This is a genomic window from Chryseobacterium sp. Leaf405 (assembly GCF_001425355.1).
GTDB lineage: Bacteria > Bacteroidota > Bacteroidia > Flavobacteriales > Weeksellaceae > Chryseobacterium.
In genome coordinates this window covers 42,483-61,849 of sequence record NZ_LMQN01000012.1, presented here as the reverse complement: position 1 = coordinate 61,849, position 19,367 = coordinate 42,483, and the positions used below count along the sequence as shown (strand labels likewise).

The following is a 19,367-nucleotide window of genomic DNA, read 5'->3' as shown; positions in this document are numbered from 1 at the left end:
TAAATTTATGAATTTATCCTTTAAAACTAATCTAAAAAATACTTCTGTTATCCTCAGAGTAGTATTGTCTGCCGGAGTTCTGTATTCCTGCGCAACATATAACGTAAAAAAGGGTAAAAACTTATCTGAATTAAAAAATTCTGACGGCAAATCTGAGACCGATTTTAAAGTTTTCTTAATTGGTGATGCAGGAAATGCAGATCAACCACAATCCCAGCACACTCTTGATCTTCTTCAAAAGCAGCTTGAGTCTGCCGACAAAAATTCTATGCTGATCTTTTTGGGAGATAACATCTACCCTTCAGGAATGCCGAAAGAGAATGATAAAAACTATGCTTTAGCAAAACAAAAGCTTGAAGACCAATTGGCGATCACCAAAAACTTCAAGGGGAAAACGTTGGTAATTCCCGGAAATCATGATTGGTATAATGGGTTAGACGGTTTAAAATCTCAGCAGGAGTTTGTCATCAATTATTTTAATGACAAAAAAGCTTTTCTTCCGAAAAACTCATGCCCGATTGATGATATTAATTTAACAAAAGACATCAAACTGATTGTCATTGATACAGAATGGATGTTGGTAAACTGGGATAAATACCCCGGAATCAATAAAAATTGCGACATCAAAACCCGTGAAGATTTTTTTGATGAATTTAAAGATTTGGTTAATAAAAGTCAGGACAAAAGAATCATCGTGGCATTTCATCATCCTGTAATCAGCAGCGGAACTCACGCAGGTTATAATTCTGCAAAGTCAAATTTATTTCCTTTAAAAAGCAAAATTCCTGTCCCAGGTGTTGCGAGTTTAATTAATGTAGTAAGAAGTGCGTCGGGAGCGAATCCTGAAGACATCAACAATAAACATTATGCAGATTTAGCCAACAGACTGAAAAGTATTGTTCAGGAAAAAGAGAATATTATTTTTGTTTCGGGGCACGATCATAATTTACAATATCATCAGGAAAGAAATATCCGACAAATTATCAGCGGAGCCGGCTCAAAAACCGATCCTGCAACGATAGATCATACTACCGATTTTTCCTACGGAGGAAGCGGTTTTGCCGTTTTAAATATTAGAAAAGACCAAAGTTCTGATGTTGAATATTTTTCGACAAAGAATGATAATTTAGAAAAACTTTCACATATTCAGGTGACAGATAAACCGAAAGAATTTATCAATAATTACCCGAGTTCTTTACCTTCAAATGTTTCATCAACAATTTATACTCAAAAATTAACAGAAAAAGGAAAAGTATACAGATGGCTTTGGGGAGAGCATTATAGAAAATATTACGGAATGCAGATCGATGCTCCGACAGCCAATATTTCTACTCTTGACGGTGGTTATACCCCATTCAGAGAAGGCGGTGGAAACCAGTCAAACAGTTTACGATTAAAAGCTCAGGACGGACAGGAATTTGTGATGAGAGGAGTTAAGAAAAGCGCTGTCCGCTTCCTGAACAATATGGCTTTCAAGAAAAGTACGTTCGGAAATGAACTTAACAATACATTCCCTGAAAAATTTCTATTAGATTTTTATACCACCAATCATCCTTTCACACCATTTGCGATTGGAAATATGGCAGATAAGATCAATCTTTTCCACAGTAATCCAAGATTGTATTATATTCCTAAACAACAGGCTTTGGGCGAATATAATTTGAATTATGGTGACGAAATGTACATGATTGAGGAACGTTTTTCTTCTGATCCGAAAACATTGGCTTCATTAGATAATGCAAAAGATATTGTTTCAACAGATGATGTCCTGAAAAATTTTAATAAAAATTACAAATATTCGGTAGATCATGAAACGTATATCAGAGCGAGAATATTTGATATGCTGATTGGCGATTGGGACAGACATTCCGACCAATGGAAATGGGCAGAATATAAGGATGGTGACAAAACAATTTACAAACCGATTCCGCGTGACAGAGATCAGGCATTCAGTAAATATGATGGTGCTGCCTTCAAAGTGATCATGAATATTCCGGCCATCCGCCACATGAAAACTTTTAAAGATGATATCAAAAGCGTAAAATGGCTGGCGATGGAACCTTACCCTATGGATTTGGTTTTCCTGAAAGGGGCGACGGAAGAAGAATGGATTGCCCAGGCAAAATATATTCAGGAACATCTGACGGATAAAGATATAGATGAAGCATTCACTAATTTACCTAAGGAAGTTCAGGACGCAACCATTGCAGATATTCAAAGAAAATTAAAATTAAGAAAAACAAAATTAGAGACATACGCTTCTCAATATTATAATGTTTTACAGAAAAAAGTTCCGTTAGCCGGAACGGTAAATCCTGACAAATTTGTCATTACAAAAACAGGAAATACAGTGAATGTAAAACAATATAAATTAGACAAAAACCAGGAAAATCCTGAATTGGTGTTTGAAAAAACATATGATGATTCCAAAACAAAAGAACTTTGGATCTATGGACTTGAAGATGACGATATTTATGAAGTTTCGGGCGACGGAAAACCTAAGATGAATATTCGGTTAATTGGAGGTTATAATAATGACACTTACAATGTTGCGAGCGGAAGTAAGATTAAAATTTACGATTTCAAGTCTCAAAAAAACACCTATAATACACACGGTGCCACAAAAAATATTTCGGACGATTATGACATCAATACCTATAACTATAAACATCCGAAATATAATTTCTTTGCAGGATACCCGAATGCAGATTACAATCCGGATGATGGGGTAATTTTAGGAGTTTTGGCAAACTTTACGGTGAATAATTTCATCAGAGATCCTTACACTCAGAAACACAGTTTAAAAGTTAATTTTTATACTGCGACAGGTGGTTTCAATGCAGCTTATAAAGGAATTTTCAAGAAAGCGATCGGAAGCTGGGATTTTAACATGGATGCAGGATTTACTACGCCACGATTTGCAGAAAACTTTTTTGGATTATCTAATGAGAGCGACTATGATAAGGAAGTGGTAGAAAGAAAATATAACAGAGCGAGGATTTCAAAAATCAATTTTGCACCGTCAATTTCCAAAAAGAGCTGGTCGAATATTTTTAATCAATTTCAGTTAACTTTTGAAAATAATAAAGTTCAGAGAAATGACGACCGTTTTGTGGATGTGTCTCCAGACGTGAGACCTGAAGTATTTACCAATCAGCAGTTTGGAGGAGCAAATTACACATTTGCCTATAAAAATTTAGATAATACTGCTTTTCCTACTTTAGGAATGGAATTTAAAGTGAATGCCGACTGGAAAACGAATTTATCTGATTTCAACAGAAACTTTTTGATTTTGAGCGGAACATTATCTTTAGATCACAGATTGGATAAAAGAGGAAATTTTGTATTTGCCAATTCCAGTAACGGAAGATGGATCAACAATAATAATTTTGAATTCTATCAGGCAGCAGCAATTGGTGGAAACAACGGAATGAGAGCTTTCAGAAACGAAAGATTTTCGGGAAGATCATATTTTACCAATAACTCTGAAATTCGTTGGGATTTCGGAAGAGTAAAAAATAATATTGTTCCTGCAAATATGGGAATTTTATTAGGTTACGATGTTGGAAGAGTTTGGAATGACAATGAAGATTCCAGAAAATGGCATCAGTCAGTAGGGGCAGGATTTTGGCTAAGCATCGTTGAAATGTTCTCTGCAAGATTGAATTATTTCTACGGAACCGATGGCGGAAGAATTTCCGGAGGTGTGGGAATGACGTTTTAAATTCAAATTAAAATATTTAATTAGTACAAAAAATCCGCAGAAAATTTTTCTGCGGATTTGCTTTTTACTCTAAAGAAAATTTATAGACATTACCTCCTGTTTTTTTATCCTTTTCATCGGCGATCAGCAATGTTTTATCATCAAGAAAAACAATTGCTTCTTTTTGAGAATTGTGATTCAGTGAAATTTTCTGAATTTTTGTTGTACTGAAATCATTCGGTGAAAATCCGGTTAGCACCTGAATATTTTTGTGATTAAGCAAAACAATTTTATCTTTTGTACTGTTAATGGTTGCAGAAGTAATTGCGGCATCACTGTAACCGCCATCAAGCTTTAATTTACCTACCAGTTTTGCTTCAAAATCTCCTTCTTTATTTGGAATCTGAAAAACTAAAAAAGTTCCGTCAAAACCCTTACTTCTATTTTTTGTGAATAAATAAAAATTCCCGTCCATCTCTACAAAAGCTTCACAATCATATAACCAGTTTGATTTCTTTGGCGGAAATTCTGTCTGTCCTTCATAATGGAATTTTGTAGTCTGAATAACTTTCGTTGACTTTTGAGAATTATCTTTCAAATCCACTTTTAAAATGGCAAGATTCTGTCTGTTGTTATCATTATTTCCAAAATCCCCGATATAAATATTTCCCTGCGAATCTGCTGTAATATCTTCCCAATCATGGTTTTCGGCATTTTCTACCAAAATATCATTAGTAAGATTTCCTTTTTGATCTAATCCGTAAATAACATTTTTATTTCCCTGATCTTCTATCGCCCAGATTGTTTTTTTATCTTTAGACAAAGTTATTCCTGAAACTTCCTTTAGTTTTTTCGGTAAAGAAAATTCTACTTTCAATTCATCACTTTTTACAGAATCCTGACTTTTCGGATTGCAGCTTCCTAACATAAATACCGATAAAATAACAATGCGCAACATATTTATTTTTTTAATTTTTTAAACTGAAAATAAGAATATCTTATATTTTTCTCTAAGTTATTAATAATCCGCTGATGGTACAGGAAAAATCCCGCCGTAAGACCTATTAAACTTCCAATTACTGTATCTATTACTCTTGCATGCATCAAATTTTCAACATTATGATGAACGTCGCTTCCGGTTTCTGCCAGAAGAATTGTCAGTGGTGTAATGAAAGCTACGGCAAAACCATAATTTCTGACAATCAGCAATTCAATAATAAACTGTAAAATTGTGATGATAACGATCATGACTATCTTTTCGGGTTCAAACCACAGAATCAGCCATGCAAAACTTATTCCTATAAAAGTACCTAAAATCCTGTGCATATTTCTCTGTCGCACATGTTCAAAATTTCTCCCCTGAATGATCGCGACTGCCGCAATGGAAATCCAATACGTGTTATTGAACTTCAAAAGATGACCGATAATTAAAGTCAAAGCCATAAAAAATCCGATGATCGTGCTTTCTACAAACTTCGTATATCTTCTTTTGTTAAAGCTTCTTCTCGGAACTGTCACCACTTTACTTTTTTCAATAAAAACAGAATACAGAAAAGCGAATGAACACGACAAAATAGCCCCCATGGCTACCAGCCCTACTTTCGTGGGAATTAATTCCAGATCAAACTTATAGGTGCTCGCCATCGCTGCAACCATGATAAAGAAAAAATTTCCCGGTGGGGGAATTCTGAAATAAGATGAAATAAAGTGGGCTAAAAATGAGATAATTCCCAATGATAATCCGGCAACGTATATATTAAAACTGAAAAATAAACTGATCGTAAACGAAAAAATAATTCCAAAAGAGCAGACTGCCAGATGCACCATTCGTTGGGTAATCGGAGCCGATGTTAAATATAAAATTGTTAAAGCTCCCAAACTCGAAAGTGCACCATAATTGGGTTTTCCTAGAAAATATCCGATGAACAAACAACTTCCGATACACAGCGCAGCCAAAAAAGGAAAATGCCATTTCCTTTTCGTCTGTTTAAATTCCAGCAAATATTGAAAACGATTGGGATTTTGTACTTTCATTTTACAGTAAGCGTTTTGCTTTTTCCCAAAGAATATCCATTTCTTCCAAAGTCATTTCACCTAATTTTAAATCTGCCTCAGCTGCAAGCTGTTCCATTTTCTGAAATCTTGAAATGAATTTTATATTGGTTCTTTCCAAGGCTGAATCAGGGTTGATTCCTGAAATTCTTGCGTAATTAATCAAAGAGAAAAACACGTCTCCCAATTCCAGTTCTTTTTTATCCGGATCTGTTTCCTCATGAAACTCCTGAATTTCTTCATCCACTTTTTTCCAGGCATCTTCTGCATCTTGAAATTCGAAACCAATTCCTTTTACTTTATCCTGAATTCTATATGCTTTAACCAGACTTGGCAGGCTTTTCGGAACCCCGCCCAAAATAGATTTGTTTCCTTCTTTCAGTTTTAATTTTTCCCAGTTCTGCTTCACCTCTTCTTCATCTTTCACTTCAGTGTCGCCATAAATATGAGGGTGACGGAAAATTAATTTTTCATTTAAAGAATTAATAACATCTGCAATATCAAAACTTTCTTTCTCGGAACCAATTTTTGCATAAAAAACCAAATGAAGCAGAACATCTCCCAATTCTTTTTTGATTTCCTGTAAATCGCCTTGCAAAATAGCATCCGAAAGTTCATACGTTTCTTCCAATGTCAAATGACGAAGCGATTCTAAGGTCTGCTTTTGATCCCACGGACATTTTTCACGCAAATCATCCATAATATCTAATAATCTTCCGAAAGCTTCTAGTTTTTCCTGTCTGGTATTCATAATTGAGAATTCAAAGTGATACAAATTTAAGGATAAAATAAGGTTTTGAGCCGTAAAATCAATTTATTTCCCCAACCCTGAAGGGAGTAAATTGATTTAATTACACTAATTTCTTCCTCCCTTCAGGGTTGGGAAAAAGAAGGAATTCATCAAAATAAAAAACCTCATCATTTCTGACGAGGTTAATATTATAAATTCAGATAAATGAATTATCCCATTTTTCTGTGTGTGCTTTTTGTAGCTGCTTTTGCACCAGAAGATGCTTTCGCTTTGGGAGCAACCGGCTTATCTGCTTTTGGAGCCGACTTTTTTGGAGCTTCTTTTTCTAAGCTTACTTCTTGTGCGGGCTCACCTTCTAAAGTTTCAGGTTCTGCTTTTACGAAGCTGTCCGGAGTGATATATCCTGCTTTATGCAAAATATTATACCATTGTGCTAATTTCTTAATATCAGAAGCATAAACTCTCTCTGTATCATAATTCGGAAGAGAAGCTGTCATGAATTCTTTCAATTCAGCATCGCTTGATTTGTGAGCAATCGCTTCTTTATAATCGTAGTTTTTAGCAATATTTTCAAAAACTTCGAACAAAGGAACTTCTTTATCGAATGTGAACATTGCGATATTGTCTAATAAACTTACTTGACTAGAATTTCCGATACTTACTTTTTTCTTTGAAGTAACATCCTCGATAATAAATCCGTTTCTTAATTGAGAAACTAACTTGAAAAGTCCTGGTTTACCAGAAATTGAAATTATTTTTTCTAACAGCATAATTTTATTTTTTTTAATTCTGCAATCGGCTGTGGGCTTTTTGCGCTTAATATTTTTTATTTTCTAATCCTTGTTTTTTATCTATTTTGGAAATCTCATCTTGTACCCGATGCTTACTTCCCCTTGTGTAATTTTTGTTAATTTCCCTTTCACAAGTTTCTTTTTCAAGGCACTTAAATGGTCGGTAAATAAAACGCCTTCAATATGATCATACTCATGCTGAATTACACGGGCTCTAATATCGGAAAAAGTTTCTGTATGTTTTACAAAATTTTCGTCATAATATTCAATTAAGATCGTTCCTTTTCTCTTCACATCTTCTCTCACATCGGGAATAGAAAGACATCCTTCATTGAATTTCCACTCTTCACCGGATTCTTCAAGAATTTTAGCGTTAATGAAAACTTTTTTGAAATCTGCCAATTCATCTTTAATATCTTCATAATCTTCGTCATCAGCAAGAGGAGATACATCAATGATAAACAGACGGATATCCAGACCGATCTGCGGTGCAGCCAATCCAATTCCGTTTGCGCTATTCATTGTCTCGAACATGTTCTCAATCAATTCCTGTAATTCGGGATAATCTTTGTCTATATCCTTACCTACTTTTCTCAAAACAGGATCCCCAAAGGCTCTTATCGGTAAAATCATCTTGTTCTTTGTTCTAAAAAATTCTGCAATATAATTGTTGCACTTACTTTATCTATCAATCCTTTTTCCTGTCTCTGTTTTTTGCTTTTTCCGCTTTGGGAAATAAAAAACGAAGCCATTTTGGAAGTAAATCTTTCATCAAAACGATTCACTTTAACAGTCGGAAATTCTTTTTCAAAAACTTCAATAAACTTTAAAATATCTGTTTCAATTTCGGAAATCTTTCCTTTCAAATCTACGGGAAGCCCTAACACCACTTCATCTACTTTATTTTCAGTAAAATATTTTTTCAAAAAGTCTACCAAAACCGGAGTCAAAACAGTATTTAGTCCGCTTGCAATAATCTGCATATCATCGGTTGCAGCAATGCCACAACGTGCCTTTCCATAGTCTATAGCAAGTACTTGTCCCATAAGTTTGCAAATTTAGTAAATTTTAATGATTTTATTCAATCCACAGTTTTTTTTATAAATCATGTTTTATTCCGTTATTTTTTTTATAATTTTAATCTTCCAAAAGCTATAATATGAAGAAACTCATCCTCGTAAGACATGCAAAAAGCGACTGGCCCGAAGAAACAGAGGACTTCGACAGACCATTGGCAGATAGAGGCTTAACGGAAGCCATGCAGATGTCTCGTTTTATGAAAACCAATAATATTGCGATAGATTATTTTGTCTCGAGCCCGGCGGTTCGTGCCCTTAATACGTGTAAAATTTTCAATCAGGCGTATAATCTGAATATTACAACAGATGAAAAACTTTATCACCCTTCAGAAAGCAATTTTGAATCAGTAATTTACGATCTTGACGATCATGTGACTTCGGTTGCTTTCTTTTCCCACAATAACGGAATATCCAATTTTGCAAATTCTATATCTGATGATATTTTCCACTTTCCGACTTGCGGTGTAGCAGGTTTTGAAATCGATTGCAATTCGTGGTCGGAATTCGAAGGGGCAAAAAAGAAATTGTTATTTTTCTATGATCCCGGGAAAATTTAAAAAAATTTTTCTTTGACTGATTTCGATAAAAAAAGCTCCAACACAAGTTGAAGCTTTACTTTTTATTTTCTTTTTAAATCTAAATCGTCAAAATCAAAACTGAAGTCGGTAACATCAGAAATTGGTTTTAAACTTGCAGATTGCGCTTTTCCAGTTTCATCGTAATCAAAAATAATGTAGGCATCGGCATCGTAGCTTCGGTCGTCCCATTTTATGATAAAAGAATTATTGGAGAAAGGCAGCAGTTCTCCTTTTAATCTTGGCGAATTTTTACACGAAATTCTGTAAGTAGTTCCCTGTTGAGCAATCTCTATATCTCCGAACCATTTGTCATTGTAAGTTCCGACAAATTGTTCTGATTTTGGCTGAAGGTTTTTCTCTTTTTTGAAAGCATCAGATTTTGCAAAAGCGTCTTTTTTCTGTTTTTCAAAAAACTCGTCATTTTTCTTCATTCTTTCACCGTATTTTTTCAGCCAATTTCTGTCTGCCACACCTAAGTAAGAATCTTTAACGGTATTTGTAATTGTATTAAAAGCTGCTCCTGACTGTTGATTCGTTAAAACTATAATCCCCAATTTCATGTCAGGAATCAACGTAAATTGTGTTACTGTTCCGATCAATCCTCCTGTGTGCTGAATTTGCTTGTGACCCTTAACATCACTTAAAAACCAACCCATTCCGTATCCGTAGAAACTTGTATCGTAAGGATTTTTCGCTGCAACTCCACTCGGAATCTGCAAACTCCAAAGCTGTTGAACATTTTTATCTGAAACTAATTTTTTACCGTCTTTTGTCGTGAAATTATTCAACAGAAATTCTGCCCAAGTTGTCATATCTTTGATATTACTCATAATTCCGCCGGCAGCATTTCCCGTTTCATTCCAGTCGTGAGGAACGGCAATTGCTTTTCCGTCAACCGGAGCGTGAGCATCTATTTTATTGGCAACTGCTTTTGCTCTGTTGTAACTACCAAAACTTGAAGTCATGCCGACAGGTTTCATAATTCTCTGTTCGATAAAGTCAGCCCAATTCAAACCAGAAACTCTGTGAATTACTTCTCCGGCAACAATGAACATAATATTATTATAATCCAACGTCGTTCTGAAAGGATTTTCAGGCTTCAAATATCTTACATTGTGAACAATATCATTCACGGTCATATTTCCGCCTTCAGGAAAAAACATTAAATCTCCCTGTCCCAAACCAAGTCCGGCTCTGTGCGTCACCAGATCTTTAATAGTAACATTCTGAGAAATATATGGATCATACATTTGAAACTCAGGAATATATTTTGAAACATTATCATCCCAATTCAATTTTCCTTCGTCTGCTAAAATTGCAAGCGCCGTACAGGTAAAACCTTTTGAATTGGATGCAATTCCAACTAAAGTATTATCATCCATCGGCTGTTTTGAAGTTAAAGAACGAACGCCAAAACCTTTAGAATAAATGATTTTTCCGTCTTTAATGATTCCTACAGACATTCCCGGAACGTCGAAAGTTTTTAACGTATTCTGAACTAATTCATCCAGTTTTTTTTCTTCAACCTGCGCATTGGCAATGCCAACCGTTAAAAGAAAAAGGAAAAATGAAAATCTCTTCTTCATATTTTTTAAAATTTCTCAAAGTTAATAAATATTATAAGCTATTTAATTTCAAAAAGATTGTTTATTTTAGATTTAAATACGACTATTCGGATGAAAAGATTTATTCATATTTTATCATTATTAATTTTTACAACTATTACATTTAAAAGTCAAAATAGGAGTGATAATCCTCTACTATTTCAAGCTTGGAAATTTAAAAAATTAGGGTTTTTAAGTTCCAATTTTGAGAAAAGTAAGCATTTAGATAAAAAGAATTTAAGTTTTAAACTTAAAAAAAATGGAAAACTCATTGCAAACTGGATTGAAAACGGATGATATACAGGAGAAACAAGCCTTAAATTTAAATTTAAGAAAGTAAAAGGCGATTGGAAAAAAATATCGGATTCTGTAATAAACATACAATTACCAATGAATGCAAGCCTAAATGGCAATCATGTGATTTCAAACCTTACAGAAAATGAATTGACCTTAAAGATGTTTGCAAATCTCAACAAAAAATGATTTCAAAACCTATATTTGCAAAAAATTAAGCTCTAAGAAATGACAACAAAAAAAACACTTTCGGTATTTTTATTAATATTAAGCTTCAATCTCTATTTATCTCAAGAAGTCGTAATTAAAGATGATAAAGTCTTACTTGATGGAAAACAGATTTTAAAATCTGAAAAAATTAATATGGCACAATATTCATTCTACACCATGAAAGATGATGAAGAAATTCTGATGTACAGATATATGGATAATGAAACTCCAAAATATCAGGATGATGATTATTATGTTTTAAATTTCATTACTGAAAAAATAAAAATAGAATCAACTGATTTTACAAAAATTTTAAACTTTATGAATTCCAGAAAAGGAATGGAAAAACTAATCAAATGGCTTCTAAAAGAAAGAGTAATAACAAATGAAGGTGAACTGAATCCTGAAAGAGTGCAGATCTTTAAAGATAAATACGACGAAAATATTACTGAAAGAACTTTGAGATAATGACCAAAATCCTTCTCCTTTCCGATTCTCATTCCTATATCGATGACCGAATTTTAGACTATGCTCAACAGGCAGATGAAATTTGGCATTGCGGAGATTTTGGAAGTATCGATGTCATTGAGCAGCTTGAAAAAATTAAACCTTTAAAGGGCGTTTACGGAAATATCGACAATTCAAAAATTCGTTCTGAATTTCCTGAAGTGAATCGTTTTTTCTGTGAAAATGTGGAAGTTTTGATGATTCATATTGGTGGGTATCCCGGCAAATATACTCCGTTGGCAAAACAGGAAATCTCTGAAAAAGCTCCAAAATTATTTATTTCGGGACATTCTCATATTCTGAAAGCGATGTTTGATCAGAAAAATAATCTTCTACACCTCAATCCCGGAGCTTGCGGAAAACAAGGCTGGCATAAAATGCGAACAATGATGCGTTTTGTAATTGATGATACGGAAATTAAGGATTTAGAAATTATCGAATTAGGACCGAAATTTTAAGAAATATAAAAATGAAGATTGGCGATAAAGTTTCTGTGGTAGATGAAGATTTGAGCGGAGTCGTGACTTCGGTCAACGGAAATATTGTGGTTTTTAAAGATGAATACGGATTTACGTATCAATATCAGAAAGAGAAATTAGTTCCGAAAAATGCTGATTTATATGAAAATATTAAAGTTGTAGAAAAAGTGGAACCTAAAAAAGTAATTTCCAAAAAACATCATAAAAATCTGCTGGTTTTAGATCTTCATTTTGAAAACCTCGTTAAAAACCCGCATGATTATGATAGTTTTGAAAGATTATTTATCCAAAAAGAAAAATTGCTGGAAGTTATTTCATTTTGCAGAAAAAATCATCTTAAAAGATTGGAAATTGTTCATGGAATTGGCGACGGCGTTTTGCAGAGAATGGTTTTGGATGTTTTGGAAAGCCAGACGAATCTCGATTTTTATAATAAGGAAATACTTCATCATCAATCGGGTGCGGTAATGGTAGAATTTCACTAAATTTGCATCAATCAGATTATGAATATACTTAATTTACTTTTTACCAAAGACGGATTAATCTACCAGATTGCGAAGAACAAAAGCATTTTGGAGGAAAAATCTTATTTTGTAGACGAAGAATCTCCGGAAAATTTCATTGAAACTCAACTGGATGAAGTGTTGATTAAACAAAGATTTGACGAAATTCATGTTATTTCTGCGCTGAATCATTTTACACTGATGCCTGAAGGTTTTTCAGACCATGAAGCAGGATTTGAGCTTATCTCGTTCAATGCGCCTGTAGATAAGGAAAATGAAGAATTGATGCTTTCAATCAACGAAAGATTCAAGATTCAGTTTTATTACACTTTCCCAAAAAATTTCTATAAAAAGATTAAAGAATTGGCGTTACCCGTTCATTTTAATTTTTCAGGTGAGAAGTTTTTAAATGCAATTAATAATAAGAATAATAAGGAAATTCACATCAATCTTTATCACAATCAATGTGAGTTTTTCGCTATAGACAATAAAAAAATTATTTTATACAATAATCTTGATGTTAATTCTGAGGTTGATTTTCTGTATTTCATTATGTTTACATTAAGCAAAATTGATTTCAAAATCAATGAAACCAGCTTTTTTGCTTATGGTGAAACTACCGAAAATGAAACCTTTATTTCAGAATTACAAAAATTTGTAAAGAATTTAAGAATTGTATTCGATAATATTCCTACTAAGAATTTTATTTTAAATTAGGTTGCAGCAATGAGATGGCAGGTTTTAGTTCCTGCTACCTATCATCTACAATCTAAAACCTAACAAATATGTACAGAATAATCTCAGGCAAATGGAAAGCCAAGAAAATAGCCGCTCCGAAAAATTTTGATGTAAGACCGACAACGGATTTTGCAAAAGAGGCACTCTTCAGTATTTTGGAGAATACGTATGATATGCAGTCGATTTCTGTACTTGATTTGTTTGCAGGAATTGGTTCGATTACCTTTGAATTTGCTTCAAGAGGATGCAAGGATGTGACTTCGGTAGAAATGAATCCGAAACATACAAGTTTCTTAAATTCTACAGCTTCTGAGTTGGGTTTTAGCTTACAGGTGAGTGTTCAGCGAGGCGATGTTTTTGATTGGTTGAAGAAATTCAGAAATAAAAAATCTTTTGAGATTGTATTTTCTGATGCGCCTTTCGAAATGGAAGAAAAAAAATACCACGAACTGATTTCTTTAGTTTTAAATAATAAATACTTAAAAGAAAACGGAATATTGGTTGTGGAACATCAAAGCAGAATGAAATTCGATCATCCAAATTTGATTGATACCCGAAAATATGGAAATGTGAGTTTCAGTTTTTTTGAACCGAATAAAGCCGAAAATATAGAAATAGAGAATCAGGAAATTTAATTCCTGATTTTTTTGTTATTTATAAAAATTTGATGAATCTTTTATAGCACTTTAAACTCTAAATCAATACTTTTTCCGAAGAATTTTTTTGAGATCTTTTCGAAGTTTTTGGTTAAATCTGAAAGATAAAAATGATAATTCGGTTTTGGATTCTGATCATTCAAAAGATGGTACTTATCCAAAATGATTTTCAGATGATTGGCTACAATATTCGGAGAATCAATTACACGAACTCTATTTCCATAATACTGCTTTATTTCATCAATCAATAACGGATAATGGGTACATCCCAAAATCAGTGTTTCAATATTTTTCAATTTACTATTACTCAGATAATTATAAATAATAGAATGCGTAATCGGGTGATTTTTAAAACCTTCCTCAATAGCCGGAACCAACAGCGGCGTTGCCAATTCATCCACTTTGATCCACTTATTATGCTTACGGATGCTTTTCTTGTACAAACCGGAATTTACCGTTGCTTTCGTCGCAATAACCCCAACATTATTGTGAATTTCATAAGAAACTTTTTCAGCCACAGGATTAATTACGTCTATTACCGGAACTTTTCCTCCAACAGACTGCATGACTTCATTTAAAGCATTTGCCGTTGCTGTGTTACAGGCAATTACGATAGCTTTACAGTTTTGTTCCAACAAAAAATTGGTAATTTTTGTAGAATATTCGATGATCGCTTCCTTAGATTTTTCACCATAAGGAAGATGTTTTGTATCTCCAAAATAGATAAGATCCTCATGCGGAAGGAGTCTTTTAATTTCTTTGGCAACCGTTAATCCTCCAACCCCACTATCAAAAATTCCGATAGGCTGTTTGGGTGAAAGATGTGAATAATCTTGTTTTTTAGTTTTCAAAATTGAGTTGAAATTTTTATACAAAAATAAGGAATTTTATAGCAAAATATGCAAATATGCGTACTTTACACAATAAACAAATCCGAGGCTATTCCATCTGCCATAAACCAATGTTTTTCCGGAATTTTCAGGTGATTGTTTTCTATTATTAAAATCTCTTCTTCCAGTTTTGATTTAATTTCATTTTGAAAATGTTCAAGAAACCGATCATTAAATTTTTCTTTTAAACTATTCAAATCAACACCCCATATTGTTCTTAAACCAATCATAATCATTTCGTTGAACTGATCATTTTGAGAGAGAATTTCTTCTTCTTTAGCTAAAAGATTAGAGTGGAGTTTTTTAATATATTGCTGATTATTCGCAATATTCCAGCTTCTGACATCAAAACCGTTGTAAGAATGTGCGGATGGACCGATTCCTAAATATTCTTTATACTTCCAATATGAAGAATTATGCCTTGAATAAAAACCCGGTTTTGCAAAATTTGATACTTCATAATGTTCAAATCCGTTATCTTTTAAGAAATCCGACAAATAATAAAACTCTCTATTTTGCTCTTCTTCTTTCGGGCTTTTTACTTTTCCTTTAGCAATCCAGTTTTCTAACGCCGTTTTTGGTTCAACAGTTAGAGCATATGAAGAAATATGCGGAACTTCCAGTGCAATAGTTTTATTCAAATTTTCCTTCCATATTTCTAAATTTGAAGTTGGTGAACCGTAAATTAAGTCAATACTTAAATTTTCAAAACCAAAATCCTGAGCTCTCTTGATGGAATCTTCTGCTTCGTTGGCAGTATGCGCACGATTCATTAGTTTTAAATCTTCCTCAAAAAAACTTTGAGTTCCGATCGACAAACGATTAATTGGAGAATTTGATAATCCTTTTAAGAAGTTTTTATCCAAGTCATCGGGGTTTGCTTCTAAGGTAATTTCAATATTTGTATCAAAACTGAAGTATTTTAAAACCTCATCAATTAAAGATTTTATTTCATCAGGAGAAAGAATGGACGGAGTTCCGCCACCAAAATACAATGACTGCAGGTTTTTGTTTTGCAGTTCATCTTTTCTAAGAAAGATTTCTTTCTTCATTGCAGCCAACATTTCATCTTTAAAATTTAAAGAAGTGGAGAAGTGGAAATTGCAATAGCTGCATTTTTGTTTACAAAACGGAATGTGAATATAAATCATAAAAAAAGCCCTGAAAAATTCAGAGCTCAAATTTATTTAAATTAAATCAATTAATATCTATAACCTCTATGGTTAATGAAGTTATCGAAGTTATATCCTAATCCGATCATGAAGCTGTTTCCTCCATATTCCTGAATATCAGACAATCCAAGGTTATAAGTAGCTCCAATCATGAATTTGTTGAATCTTACTTTTACAACCGGTGCAATCTGTAATTGCTGGCTGTCGAATCTGTTCTGAACAGATCTGTAGCTAACTCCAAAAGAGAATGAATTAATATCGTTAAAGAACGTACCCATTAAGTTATAATCGATTGTTCTTGTAGAATTCGTATTAAGGTTGATTAATGCAGATGGTGTGAAATAGATGTTATCACCCACGTGCCAGTCATATCCTAAGTTTAAGAAAAACTTAATTGGAGAAGGCTCACGTCCGTTTACAATCGCTTCATCGTTAGACAATGCAATGTCATTAACAGATACCCCTGCAAAGATATTTTTGTAAGTAGCAGCTACCCCAAAGTTGGCATATGCCATGAAAATATTACTTTCGCTTCCCTGTAATAGTGGATCTGAAGCGTCTTGTGTATTAATCTTTGAATAATCAAAATTCATATTATAAAAGTTGACACTCGTACCGAAAGAGAACTGGTCTTTTCTGTCTCCTTCACTGCTAAGAGGAATAAAATATGAGGCTCCCGCCGTAATACCACCAGCTGAAATAGGGCCGTTGCTGTCTCTGAATACAGAGATTCCTGCTCCTACTCTATCAAATATGTTCGCATTAATCCCTACAGATTGTACATTCGGGGATTCGCTGAACTTTGAAAATTGCTGCTGATAGTTAAGATTAAGCTGCACATAATCAGTTTTTCCGTATTGTGCAGGATTGAACAGAAACTCACCATCCAAAAGATATTGTTGATAGTACGGTAAAGTTTCTTGTGCCTTGTATGCATTTGACAAAAGAGCTAAACATACGATAGCATATAGTTTTCTCATAACAAATCTTGATTTCAATTCAACAAATATAAAAAAATTCTCAATATATTTTTAGTTTTCTAAATAATTTCTCCATTTTTTTACAGCATCCGTCATATCTTTAGGCATTGGGCTCTCAAAATACAATTCTTTCTTTGTGGTTGGATGTATAAATCCTAAAGTGTGTGCATGAAGCGCATGTCTAGGCAAAATTTCAAAAACATTTTTTATAAACTGCTTATACTTAGGAAGATTAACTCCACGAAGAGGCGTATGACCTTCATATCTTTCATCATTAAACAGTGTATGACCAATATGTTTGAAGTGAGCTCTGATTTGGTGTGTTCTTCCTGTCTCCAATTTACACTCAACCCAAGTCATATATTTAAATCTTTCCAACACTTTATAATGTGTTACAGCGTGTTTTCCCTGACTTCCGTCTTCATAGGTATGCATCTGCATCCTGTTTTTAGGGTGACGACCGATATGTCCTCGTATGGTGCCTTCATCGTCCTGCACATTTCCCCAAACAAAAGCCCAGTATAATCTTTTGGTTTTTCGGTCAAAAAACTGCTTCGCTAAAAAGCTTAGAGCATATTCATTTTTTGCGATTACTAAAAGCCCGGAAGTATCTTTATCAATTCTGTGAACCAAACCGACTCTGTCGAGATCAGATTTCTCTCCTTTTTGATTGAAATGATACGCTAAAGCATTTACCAATGTTCCGTCCCAATTTCCAAATCCCGGATGAACTACCATTCCCGGATCCTTGTCTACCACAACAAGATCATCATCTTCATAGACGATATTAATAGGAATATTCTGAGGAATAATCACGTTTTCCCTCGGAGGATGCGCCAATAATACAGAAACCTGATCTCCGGGTTTTACACGGTAGTTTTGCTTAACTGCCGCTCCGTTTACCACCACATTACCTGCTCTGCACGTTTGTGAAATTTTATTTCTTGAAGAATTATGACGATGAATTAATAAGAACTTATCAATTCTCAACGGCTCCTGATTTTTGTCTACCGTGATATTAAGATGCTCATACAATCCTTTATTTTCTTCATCAAGATCAATATTGTCAATACTGTTGGAGCCTACTAATTCTTCATCCAAAAACTCTTCGTTATCTTCTGTCATGATTTTATTTTTATACAAAAGGCTTCAACATAATAAAGTTGAAGCCTGTATTTTTTACCATATATTAATGTCTTACTCTACGACCACTTTTTTAGCTTTTGGCTTTTCTGCTGGTTTTTGTGTTGCAGTTTTAGCAGGAGTATTACCAGAACTACTACCCTGATTAGAAGTAGTAGTTTTAGGTTTATTATTTTCAGTTACCGAAACTGTTGGTTTCGCAGTTGTTGTTTTCGTTACATCCGTTTTCATCGGTTGTGTTTGCGGTCGTTGCTCATCTCTTCTTGGAGCAGGAGGTGGCGGCGGCGCATCATAATTCGGTTCTTGGTGAGCAGGAATTTCCTGATACTGAACAGGCGGTAAGCCTGTATCTACCTTCATTCTGTAAACAGAATTCAATTCAGCAATTTTTGCACTCAATTCAGCCAATGTTTTTTTACTTGCCCAGAGGTCGATCTGCATTCCCTGATCCCGGACATCTCCCGAAGCCGGATCCTGGTAATAGATAACATCAGATTCATCTTTACCTCCGTCTTCATGATCTACAATCCCAATTTCAAACATGTTTCTTGCTATTAATGCTTTTGCTTCTTTTACGGTAAGCCCTACTACATTAGGAATTGAGATATTTCTCATCGGTCCTGAACCAATTACAACATCCACTACCGAGAATCTCGCCAGCTTAGTTTTAGGTTTTACTTCATTCCCTTTAAATAAAATTCTCAATACAGCATCTTTCTGAATGCTCGGCTCATAAATGGTATCTCCAACCTTCAATCCTACCTGTTCCAATCTTTGGAAAGCCAGCCCTGAATATTTATTGATAACATCCGGAACTTCTACTCTTGCCCACGTTCTAGGATTAACTTTTAATATAATAGCTCTTCCATCCTTCACACGTGAACCTGGAGTCGGATACACCTGCAAAACCTGAAAAGGTCTGAATTTAGGGTTATATTGAGGACTGTCCACTTCATAATCCAATCCGGTATCATCCAATATTTTGATAGCTTCCTGTACTGATTTATTAACGATATTTGGAACCGGAATTTCCTGACCATGATTAGTATGGTATTCTAACCAACGAAATGTAAGCCAAACCAATCCCACAAAAACACCGATGGCTACGACTAAGTTCAGCAAAACTTTCCAATTGAAAAGTGATTTAAACATACTTAAAATGACTATAATTAGACAGCAAATATAATTAATAATTTTAGAATGTCCTTTTTATTTAACACATTTCATTTTTGAGCTT

Annotated in this window: 19 protein-coding genes; 7 read left to right on the top strand and 12 right to left on the bottom strand. The window is 34.0% G+C overall.

Features of this window, described 5'->3' with window-relative positions; genetic code table 11:
- Positions 1-7 precede the first annotated feature (7 nt).
- Positions 8-3,724 (top strand): metallophosphoesterase, encoded by a 3,717-nt coding sequence (locus tag ASG22_RS06430; RefSeq protein ID WP_055982267.1) that lies wholly within the window; start codon positions 8-10, stop codon positions 3,722-3,724.
- 64 nt (positions 3,725-3,788) lie between these two features.
- On the opposite strand, the gene ASG22_RS06425 is transcribed toward ASG22_RS06430, so the two are convergent.
- The 6 genes from ASG22_RS06425 to ruvX all read right to left on the bottom strand — a co-directional run bounded on the left by ASG22_RS06425 (position 3,789) and on the right by ruvX (position 8,343).
- A complete protein-coding gene (locus ASG22_RS06425) occupies positions 3,789-4,661 on the bottom strand; it encodes an SdiA-regulated domain-containing protein (RefSeq protein WP_055982264.1) in 873 nt (290 codons plus the stop codon).
- 2 nt (positions 4,662-4,663) lie between these two features.
- Complete coding sequence (locus tag ASG22_RS06420; RefSeq protein WP_055982262.1) at positions 4,664-5,737, bottom strand: FUSC family protein; 1,074 nt, start codon at positions 5,735-5,737, stop codon at positions 4,664-4,666.
- A 1-nt stretch (position 5,738) separates the two neighbouring features.
- The gene (gene mazG, locus ASG22_RS06415; RefSeq protein WP_055982260.1) at positions 5,739-6,506 is read right to left on the bottom strand and encodes a nucleoside triphosphate pyrophosphohydrolase; all 768 of its coding nucleotides are present in this window, start codon (positions 6,504-6,506) and stop codon (positions 5,739-5,741) included.
- A 209-nt stretch (positions 6,507-6,715) separates the two neighbouring features.
- The gene (locus tag ASG22_RS06410) at positions 6,716-7,276 is read right to left on the bottom strand and encodes a DUF5606 domain-containing protein (protein ID WP_055982257.1); all 561 of its coding nucleotides are present in this window, start codon (positions 7,274-7,276) and stop codon (positions 6,716-6,718) included.
- A gap of 81 nt (positions 7,277-7,357) precedes the next feature.
- On the bottom strand, positions 7,358-7,930 hold the full coding sequence (def, locus tag ASG22_RS06405) for a peptide deformylase (RefSeq protein WP_055982254.1): 573 nt from the start codon (positions 7,928-7,930) through the stop codon (positions 7,358-7,360).
- Positions 7,927-8,343, bottom strand: coding sequence for a Holliday junction resolvase RuvX (gene ruvX, locus ASG22_RS06400; RefSeq protein WP_055982251.1), 417 nt, complete (start codon positions 8,341-8,343; stop codon positions 7,927-7,929). The genes def and ruvX overlap by 4 nt, the downstream gene beginning before the upstream one ends.
- Before the next feature lie 113 nt (positions 8,344-8,456).
- On the opposite strand from ruvX, the gene ASG22_RS06395 reads away from it, so the two are divergent.
- Positions 8,457-8,933, top strand: coding sequence for a SixA phosphatase family protein (locus ASG22_RS06395; RefSeq protein WP_055982248.1), 477 nt, complete (start codon positions 8,457-8,459; stop codon positions 8,931-8,933).
- Positions 8,934-8,995: 62 nt separating this feature from the next.
- Here ASG22_RS06395 and ASG22_RS06390 read toward each other — a convergent pair whose 3' ends face one another.
- The gene (locus ASG22_RS06390; protein ID WP_055982245.1) at positions 8,996-10,540 is read right to left on the bottom strand and encodes a serine hydrolase; all 1,545 of its coding nucleotides are present in this window, start codon (positions 10,538-10,540) and stop codon (positions 8,996-8,998) included.
- A gap of 540 nt (positions 10,541-11,080) precedes the next feature.
- On the opposite strand from ASG22_RS06390, the gene ASG22_RS06380 reads away from it, so the two are divergent.
- The 5 genes from ASG22_RS06380 (at position 11,081) to ASG22_RS06360 (ending at position 13,924) form a co-directional block, all read left to right on the top strand.
- The gene (locus ASG22_RS06380) at positions 11,081-11,530 is read left to right on the top strand and encodes a hypothetical protein (RefSeq protein ID WP_055982239.1); all 450 of its coding nucleotides are present in this window, start codon (positions 11,081-11,083) and stop codon (positions 11,528-11,530) included.
- The gene (locus ASG22_RS06375) at positions 11,530-12,027 is read left to right on the top strand and encodes a metallophosphoesterase family protein (RefSeq protein WP_055982236.1); all 498 of its coding nucleotides are present in this window, start codon (positions 11,530-11,532) and stop codon (positions 12,025-12,027) included. The genes ASG22_RS06380 and ASG22_RS06375 overlap by 1 nt, the downstream gene beginning before the upstream one ends.
- Before the next feature lie 11 nt (positions 12,028-12,038).
- Positions 12,039-12,533 (top strand): Smr/MutS family protein, encoded by a 495-nt coding sequence (locus ASG22_RS06370; protein ID WP_055982233.1) that lies wholly within the window; start codon positions 12,039-12,041, stop codon positions 12,531-12,533.
- An 18-nt stretch (positions 12,534-12,551) separates the two neighbouring features.
- Positions 12,552-13,268 (top strand): DUF3822 family protein, encoded by a 717-nt coding sequence (locus ASG22_RS06365; RefSeq protein ID WP_055982230.1) that lies wholly within the window; start codon positions 12,552-12,554, stop codon positions 13,266-13,268.
- Between the two features lie 68 nt (positions 13,269-13,336).
- The gene (locus ASG22_RS06360) at positions 13,337-13,924 is read left to right on the top strand and encodes an RsmD family RNA methyltransferase (protein WP_055982227.1); all 588 of its coding nucleotides are present in this window, start codon (positions 13,337-13,339) and stop codon (positions 13,922-13,924) included.
- Positions 13,925-13,965: 41 nt separating this feature from the next.
- Here the strand turns inward: ASG22_RS06360 and murI are convergent, their stop codons facing one another.
- From murI to ASG22_RS06335, 5 genes are all read right to left on the bottom strand, one after another.
- Positions 13,966-14,796, bottom strand: coding sequence for a glutamate racemase (gene murI, locus ASG22_RS06355; protein ID WP_055983442.1), 831 nt, complete (start codon positions 14,794-14,796; stop codon positions 13,966-13,968).
- Positions 14,797-14,861: 65 nt separating this feature from the next.
- Complete coding sequence (gene hemW / locus ASG22_RS06350) at positions 14,862-15,986, bottom strand: radical SAM family heme chaperone HemW (protein WP_082504959.1); 1,125 nt, start codon at positions 15,984-15,986, stop codon at positions 14,862-14,864.
- Between the two features lie 50 nt (positions 15,987-16,036).
- Positions 16,037-16,987: a type IX secretion system membrane protein PorP/SprF gene (locus ASG22_RS06345; protein ID WP_055982224.1), complete on the bottom strand. Its 951-nt coding sequence runs from the start codon at positions 16,985-16,987 to the stop codon at positions 16,037-16,039.
- A 51-nt stretch (positions 16,988-17,038) separates the two neighbouring features.
- Positions 17,039-18,112: an RluA family pseudouridine synthase gene (locus tag ASG22_RS06340; protein ID WP_055982221.1), complete on the bottom strand. Its 1,074-nt coding sequence runs from the start codon at positions 18,110-18,112 to the stop codon at positions 17,039-17,041.
- 72 nt (positions 18,113-18,184) lie between these two features.
- On the bottom strand, positions 18,185-19,282 hold the full coding sequence (locus ASG22_RS06335; RefSeq protein ID WP_055982218.1) for a PASTA domain-containing protein: 1,098 nt from the start codon (positions 19,280-19,282) through the stop codon (positions 18,185-18,187).
- Positions 19,283-19,367: the final 85 nt, after the last annotated feature.